We start from the raw sequence: 7031 nt of genomic DNA on the forward strand, positions 1-7031 counted from the left end.
CGGATGTTTCCCATGACCACAGATACCTCGCCTGCCAATAATCAGCAGGTTAAAGAAAAGATCAGCCAAATTCGTCAGCTTCCCCCTGCGCTGCGCTGGATACCCGCCACGGTCACCGTCTTTTTGATGGCGATGACTCTGGATTATCTGTTTAACGTTGGCTTAATGACTTTCGTTACGGGTCTGGAGACGCAGTTCTACTACGCCGTTGTAGCGCTACTGCTACCGCTGGTGTTTTTGCTTTGGCCCATGCGCAGTCGCCAACAAGAGCAGCCTATTCCCTGGTACGACTACACATTGAGCGCCTTCACGCTTATCGTTGGCGGCTATTTTGTTTACAACGCAGTACCTATTTTGGAGCGCGGCTGGGCCTTTTCTGCGCCAGAGATCGCCATTTATGCCAGCTATGCCTACTGGCTGCTCATTATCGAAGCGGCTCGCCGGGCAGGCGGTTTACCGATTGCTATCATTGCGGGTGTCTTCTCTCTTTACCCGCTGGTGGCGGATATCGTCCCCGGCCCTATCCAGGCGTTTCCTTCGACTCTTGAACAGACCGCTATGTACCACACCATGAGTACCGAAAGCATCATGGGGGTGCCGCTGCAGGCGTTCGCGGGCCTGGTGATCGGCTTTTTGGTGTTTGGTGTCGTGCTGCAAAAAAGTGGCGGCGGTAAGTTTTTTATCAACCTGGCATTTGCGCTGCTGGGCCATGTGCGCGGCGGCCCCGCGAAGGTGTCGATTTTCTCCAGCGGCCTGATGGGTTCCATGAGCGGCAGCGTGATCAGTAACGTACTGACCACCGGTGTTTTGTCGATTCCCGCCATGCGTCGTATCGGTATGAGCCGCTCCTTTGCAGGCGGTGTAGAAGCCTGCGCCTCAACCGGCGGTGTATTGATGCCCCCTGTTATGGGCGCCACCGCTTTTGTCATGGCGATGTTTTTGGACATTCCCTACTCCGCTGTGGCGCTGGCCGCCGTCATTCCTTCGATTCTGTATTTCCTGGGTCTGTTTATTCAGATTGATGCCTATGCGGCGCGCCACGACATTAAAGGCTTACCCGCCGTTGAGCTGCCTTCGCTTTGGCAAACCCTCAAAGAGGGTTGGTACTTTATTTTTGTCTTCGCGTTATTAGTCTGGATGCTGCTGATTATGCAGCGCGAAGCCGTAGCGCCTTTCTACGCCACCGCTCTGCTGTTAGTGCTGAACCAGCTTTCCAAGCATAACCGCTGGGGCTGGAAGGACGTGGCCGACACGCTGTCGTCTGCCGCCAAGCTGTTTGCCGAGCTCATCGCTATTTTGGCCGGCGTGGGCATGCTGGTCGGTGCGCTTTCTATGACCGGTCTTTCTGGCACCATTGCTAACGACTTTATCAATATTGCTGGCGGCAGCGTGCCGCTGCTGCTGATTATGGGCGCCGTTACCAGCTTCGTGCTCGGCATCGGCATGACCGTGACGGCCGCTTATATTTTCCTAGCCGTTGCGTTAGCCCCCGCGCTGATTCAAGGCGGAGGACTGGATCCCATGGCGGTGCATATGTTCATCCTTTACTGGGGCATGCTGAGTTTTATTACTCCGCCGGTCGCCCTGGGGGCCTTTGCCGCCGCCACCGTGGCCGGTGCCCGCCCTATGGAAACGGGCCTGCAGGCCATGCGGCTGGGTAGCGTGATCTACTTTATTCCCTTCCTATTCGTACTCAACCCCGCGCTGATTATGCAGGGCGCACCACTGGTGATCGTGGCTGTCTTTATACAGGCCGTGATCGGCATCATTCTGTTTGCCTCTGCCATGCAGGGCTACCTGATGGGCGTTGGCCGATTGGGCTATGGCGCACTGCAGGAGATCATTATTCGCGCCCTGGTACTGATCGCGGGGCTGTTGCTGGCACTGCCTGGCGGTGGAATGGTGCCTCTTAGCCAGTGGGAACTGATCGGCCTCGCGCTTGCTGCGCTAGTGCCCGGCGTTTTGATGGCACGCTTAAGCCAGCGCCACCATCAGCGTTCGCATAGCGCCTCTGCTGCTTAACAGATGGAACGCCAAGGTTATTTTTTCAATTCACTATCATACGAAATACGAGAGCCTAACTATGTCCGTTCACTACCAGCGCCACGGTGATATAGGCGTTATCCAAATTGCTAACCCGCCGGTTAATGCCTTGGGGCACGCCGTGCGCAGCGGCTTAGTCAACGCGCTCAAAGAGGGTATCGCCGACGCAGATGCTAAAGCGCTGGTCGTGCTAGCCGATGGCCGTACTTTTATTGCCGGGGCGGATATTCGTGAGTTTGGTAAGCCGCCTCAAGCTCCTCTGCTGCCCGATGTGATTACCCTCCTGGAAGCCTGCCCAAAACCGCTGATCGCCGCCCTGCACGGCACGGCCCTGGGCGGCGGTTTGGAAGTGGCACTCGGTTGCCACTACCGAATCGCGCTGGCGGGAACCCGCTTAGGGCTACCAGAGGTAAAGCTGGGCCTACTGCCTGGCGCGGGAGGCACCCAGCGTTTGCCACGCTTAGTTGGCGTTGAGCGCGCATTAGAGATGATTACCAGCGGGCGTTTTGTGGAGGCTGAAGAAGCGCTTGAGGCGGGTATTATCGATGCTATCAGCAACGCTCAAACGCCCCTTGAAGCGGGCTTAGCCGCCGCCCAGGAAGTGCTGGCAGGCACCCTAACACCCCGCATCACCGGCCAGCTTTCTGCCCCAGCGGCGAATCCCCAGGCCATCACTGCAACGTTGGATCGGCTTAACCAACAATCTCCCGAACTGTTCTCGCCGTTTCGCATTGTTGAAGCGATTCAGGCCTGCGTGGAAGCCGAATCACTTGAGGCTGGATTACGCCGCGAGCGGGAGCTGTTTCTAGCCTGTATGGACTCCCCCCAGCGCGCCGGGCTTATTCATCTGTTTTTTGCCGCACGCAGCCCCCACTTGGTGCCCAATATTGAGAAAGCGAGTGCTTTTAAACACGTGGCGCTGGTCGGCGAGCATCCGCTCTTTGAACGTCTGCAGAAAGCCGCACAAAAGGCGGGCATTAGCTTAACCAGCGCGTCCAACGAGGCCACCGAACTTTGTCTACTGGCACCGAATGCTACTCAGGATTCCCCCGCAAATTGCCCTGTAGTCGCACTGGAAGAAATTGGCACCGGCAGCTCCAGCGATAATGCGCTAAGCCTGATCATTGCTGAAAATGGCCATATCGCTGAGCTAATCAACGTAAGCGCAGAGCCACTTATTCAGCATCGAGCCGCACTCACGCTTAAAGCGTTGCGACTAAACATCGTGGTCAGCCAGCAAAAAAGCATGCTTCGCTCGATGCATGCTGCCATTCAGCAAGCTGCAGCCAGTGAGAAGCAGTCAGCGCTTGAACAGGTGAGTGTCAATATGTCGGAACAGGGCTTCTGCTACCGGGAAAGTGACATCGATTTGCTCGCGGTGGAAGCGTTTGGCTATCCGCGTCATCTAGGAGGGCCACACCGCCAGGCCACGCTCTCAACTGCAGCTATGGATGTATAGCATGAACCTTACCTTTAGCCCCGAAGAGCAGGCATTTCGCGAACAGTTACGCCGCTTTCTAGCCGATGCACTGCCCAGCGATATCAGCCAGCGCGTGCGCTTGGGCCGCCATCTGCGCGCTGATGACTACCTGCGCTGGCAGAATATTCTTAGCAAACAGGGTTGGTTAGCGTCGAACTGGCCAAAAGAGTTCGGCGGCCCAGGCTGGGGGCCGGTACAGCGGCATATTTTCGACGAAGAGTGCGCCGCGGCCCATGCGCCTACGGTCGTGCCCTTCGGCGTTAATATGGTGGCCCCCGTCATCATGAAATTCGGCACTGTCGAGCAGCAACAGCACTACCTGCCGCGCATTTTGAGCAACCAGGATTGGTGGTGCCAAGGCTACTCAGAGCCCGGGGCAGGCTCTGATTTAGCGGGTTTAAATACCCGCGCCGTGCGCGATGGCGACCACTATATCGTCAATGGTCAGAAAACCTGGACGACCCTGGGCCAGCACGCCAATAAGCTGTTCTGCCTGGTGCGCACCGATCCAGACGCCAAGAAGCAGGCGGGCATCAGCTTTCTGCTGATTGATATGCAGATACCGGGTGTCACCGTGCGGCCAATTATTACCCTTGATGGCGCCCACGAAGTTAACGAAATCTTTTTAGACAACGTGCGGGTACCCGTAGACAACCGTGTCGGTGAAGAGGGCCAGGGTTGGACCTGCGCTAAGTTCCTGCTCACCCATGAACGTACGGGGATTGCGGGGCTTGGTCACGCCAAGCAGGCGCTGCGCCACTTGAAGTCCCTGGCGAGCCGGATTCAACATCGTGGTAAACCGCTGATGGAGCTACCCAGCTTCCGTCAGCGGGTGGTGAAAGCGGAACTCGAACTTATGGCGCTGGAAGTAACTAACCTGCGCGTCCTTGCCGCTGCCCGAGATGGCGGTGTGCCCGGCGCAGAGAGCTCGCTGCTGAAAGTACGCGGGTCTGAGCTTCGACAAGAGCTAAGTGAGCTTACCCGTCGCGCCCTTGGCCCTGCTGCGCTGCCATTCTTTCCCGACTTCCTGCATGGCGACGACAGCCTGGATGACGAGCGCACCCAAAAAGCTTCCGCCAGCGCTCAGTACTTCAATCGTCGTAAGCTGTCGATTTATGGCGGCGCCAATGAAATACAAAAAAGTATCGTCGCCAAAACCATTTTAAACATGTGAGGTCACCATGGATTTTGCTTTAACCGACGAGCAACGCATGCTCGAAGATACGCTCACCCGCTTGGTGGCCGACCAGGTTTACCCCGAGCAGCGCCGCGCTATGCTGGCCGCTGCTCCAAACGGCTCTTCTGTACTATGGCGCACCTTTGCCGAGCTGGGACTACTGCATATGCCCTTCAGCGAAGACGTTGGCGGGCTAGGGGGCGATGGCACCGACCTGATGATTATTATGCAGGCATTCGGACGAGGCTTAGTGCCCGAGCCCTATCTGGCTGGCCTAGTGCTGCCCGGCCAACTGCTGGCGCTTACCGCCAACAGCGAACAGCAAACCCGGTGGCTAGCCCCATTGCTTGAAGGTGAGCATCAGTTGGCGCTTGCTTGGCAAGAGGTTGGCGCCCGCTACGATGCCTTTTCGGTAGCTACCCAAGCTACCCAGCAAGATGGCCAATGGCAGCTAACCGGTCGAAAAGATGTGGTACTAAACCTTGAAGCCGCAGCGGCAACGCTGGTCACCGCTCGATTAGCTAACGGCAAGCTGGGAGTGTTTATTGTACCGGCTGACGCACCGGGCACATCGACGAACCTATATCGCACTATCGACGACCAGCCCGCCGGTGATCTGACGCTGGACAGCGTCACGCTGCCATTAACTAACTGCCTGAGTGAAGATGTTAGCGATGTACTAGCGGAGGTACTGGCCGTTGGCCGGGCAGCGCTCTGCGCCCAAGCCATCGGCGCAATGGAGGAGGCCTGCGACCAAACCCTTGCTTATCTAAAAGAGCGCAAGCAGTTTGGCCTGCCGCTTTCGACCTTCCAGGCCCTGCAGCACCGTATGGTCGATATGCACCTGCATCTGGAGCAGTCCCGCTCCATGGCGATTTTAGCCGCCACTAGTCTCGCGCTACCAGCCAGCGAACGGGATTACAAAGTTGCCGCGGCCAAAGCCTACTGTGGTGAATCGGCTCGTTTTATTGCCGAACAGGCGATCCAGCTGCATGGGGCAATAGGTATGACCGAAGAGTGCTATGTCGCTAACTACGCCAAGCACCTGGTAATGTTCGATCACTACCTGGGCGACAGCGACTACCATCTCGAAACGGTCAGCGATCTGTTAACTGCTGCCTGAAAGCGGCGGCATTTCGTCAAAGTCGCCGAAATTGATCCAGCGCTTTTTGATAATCTGCACGCAGCGTGGCCACTTCTTCGGCCACGCTGCGCATAGAGGCAATACCGCCCACGCCCTGTCCTGCACCCCAGATATCCCGCCACGCTTTTGCCTTACTGCTCCCCCCTGAGCCATAACGCATAGAGGTTTTATCACCTTCAGGCAGCGCATCAGGATCCAATCCCGCCTGCTCAATACTTTGCCGCAGATAGTTACCGTACACGCCGGTAAACAGGTTGGTATAGACAATGTCGCCTGCCGCTGCGTCCAGCACCATCCGTTTATAGGCCGCTTGAGCGTTTGCCTCTTGGGTAGCAATAAAGCGCGTGCCCATATACACCAAGTCCACGCCTAGCGCCTGGGCGGCAACGATCTGTTCGCCTTTGCTAATCGCCCCTGCCAGCACTAACGGGCCGTCGTAAAAGCGGCGCACTTCGGCCACAAACGCAAAGGGATTTAACCGCCCGGCATGGCCGCCAGCACCATGGCACACCAGTATCAAACCATCGACCCCTGCATCGATCGCTTTCTTGGCATGCCGTAACGTGGTGACATCGTGAAACACCAGCCCGCCATAGGCGTGCACCTTTTCCACCACTTGATTAGGCGCGTGCAGACTAGTGATGACCAAAGGCACTTTGAACTCGGCGCATAGCGCGACATCGTGCTCTAGGCGATCGTTGGTGGGGTGCACGATTTGGTTAACCGCAAAGGGCGCTGAGGGTTTATCGGGGTGCTGCTCGTCATAGTCGGCCAGGGTTTGAGTGATCTGCTGTAGCCACTCACGTAATACGTCAGCAGGTCGGGCGTTGAGGGCGGGGAAAGCACCCAGAATGCCCGCTTGGCACTGGGCAATCACCAATTCAGGCCCAGAGACGATAAACATCGGGGAACCGATCATTGGCAGGGTTAATGAGGCGGTTAGGCGCGTTAGCATGGGGCAACTCGCTGGTTGTTATTGTGAGGTAAGCTGCAAAAGGCCCCACTGGGCCTTTCAAGAAGATGTCACACTGCAATGGCATGGTCGGAACAACCCTACGCGGGGGCACTGTGAACCCATCCATGGGCGCTACTTTCGCCATCCCTGGCGAAAGACCCCCGCTACAGGTTGTTCCGACCAATAAGTGGATGCCAGAAGCGGTTACAGCTTGCTCTCGAGCTCGGGCAGG

Annotated in this window: 5 protein-coding genes; 4 read left to right on the plus strand and 1 reads right to left on the minus strand. The window is 57.1% G+C overall.

Going from position 1 to position 7031, the window contains the following annotated elements; all coding sequences use genetic code 11:
* Positions 1–12: 12 nt before the first annotated feature.
* From HZU72_RS22065 to HZU72_RS22080, 4 genes are all read left to right on the plus strand, one after another.
* Positions 13–2022, plus strand: a complete 2010-nt coding sequence (locus HZU72_RS22065; RefSeq protein WP_180095948.1) for a TRAP transporter permease — start codon at positions 13–15, stop codon at positions 2020–2022.
* Positions 2023–2083: 61 nt separating this feature from the next.
* Positions 2084–3502, plus strand: a complete 1419-nt coding sequence (locus HZU72_RS22070; RefSeq protein WP_180095949.1) for an enoyl-CoA hydratase/isomerase family protein — start codon at positions 2084–2086, stop codon at positions 3500–3502.
* A gap of 1 nt (position 3503) precedes the next feature.
* The gene (locus HZU72_RS22075) at positions 3504–4697 is read left to right on the plus strand and encodes an acyl-CoA dehydrogenase family protein (protein WP_180095951.1); all 1194 of its coding nucleotides are present in this window, start codon (positions 3504–3506) and stop codon (positions 4695–4697) included.
* A gap of 7 nt (positions 4698–4704) precedes the next feature.
* Positions 4705–5823 carry an acyl-CoA dehydrogenase family protein gene (locus tag HZU72_RS22080; protein WP_180095953.1) on the plus strand — a complete coding sequence of 373 codons (1119 nt, stop codon included), beginning with the start codon at positions 4705–4707 and terminating at the stop codon, positions 5821–5823.
* A 16-nt stretch (positions 5824–5839) separates the two neighbouring features.
* Here HZU72_RS22080 and HZU72_RS22085 read toward each other — a convergent pair whose 3' ends face one another.
* On the minus strand, positions 5840–6799 hold the full coding sequence (locus tag HZU72_RS22085; protein ID WP_180095955.1) for an NAD(P)H-dependent flavin oxidoreductase: 960 nt from the start codon (positions 6797–6799) through the stop codon (positions 5840–5842).
* Positions 6800–7031 lie beyond the last annotated feature (232 nt).

The sequence above is a fragment of the Vreelandella sedimenti genome (assembly GCF_013416325.1).
Taxonomy (GTDB): Bacteria; Pseudomonadota; Gammaproteobacteria; order Pseudomonadales; family Halomonadaceae; genus Vreelandella; species Vreelandella sedimenti.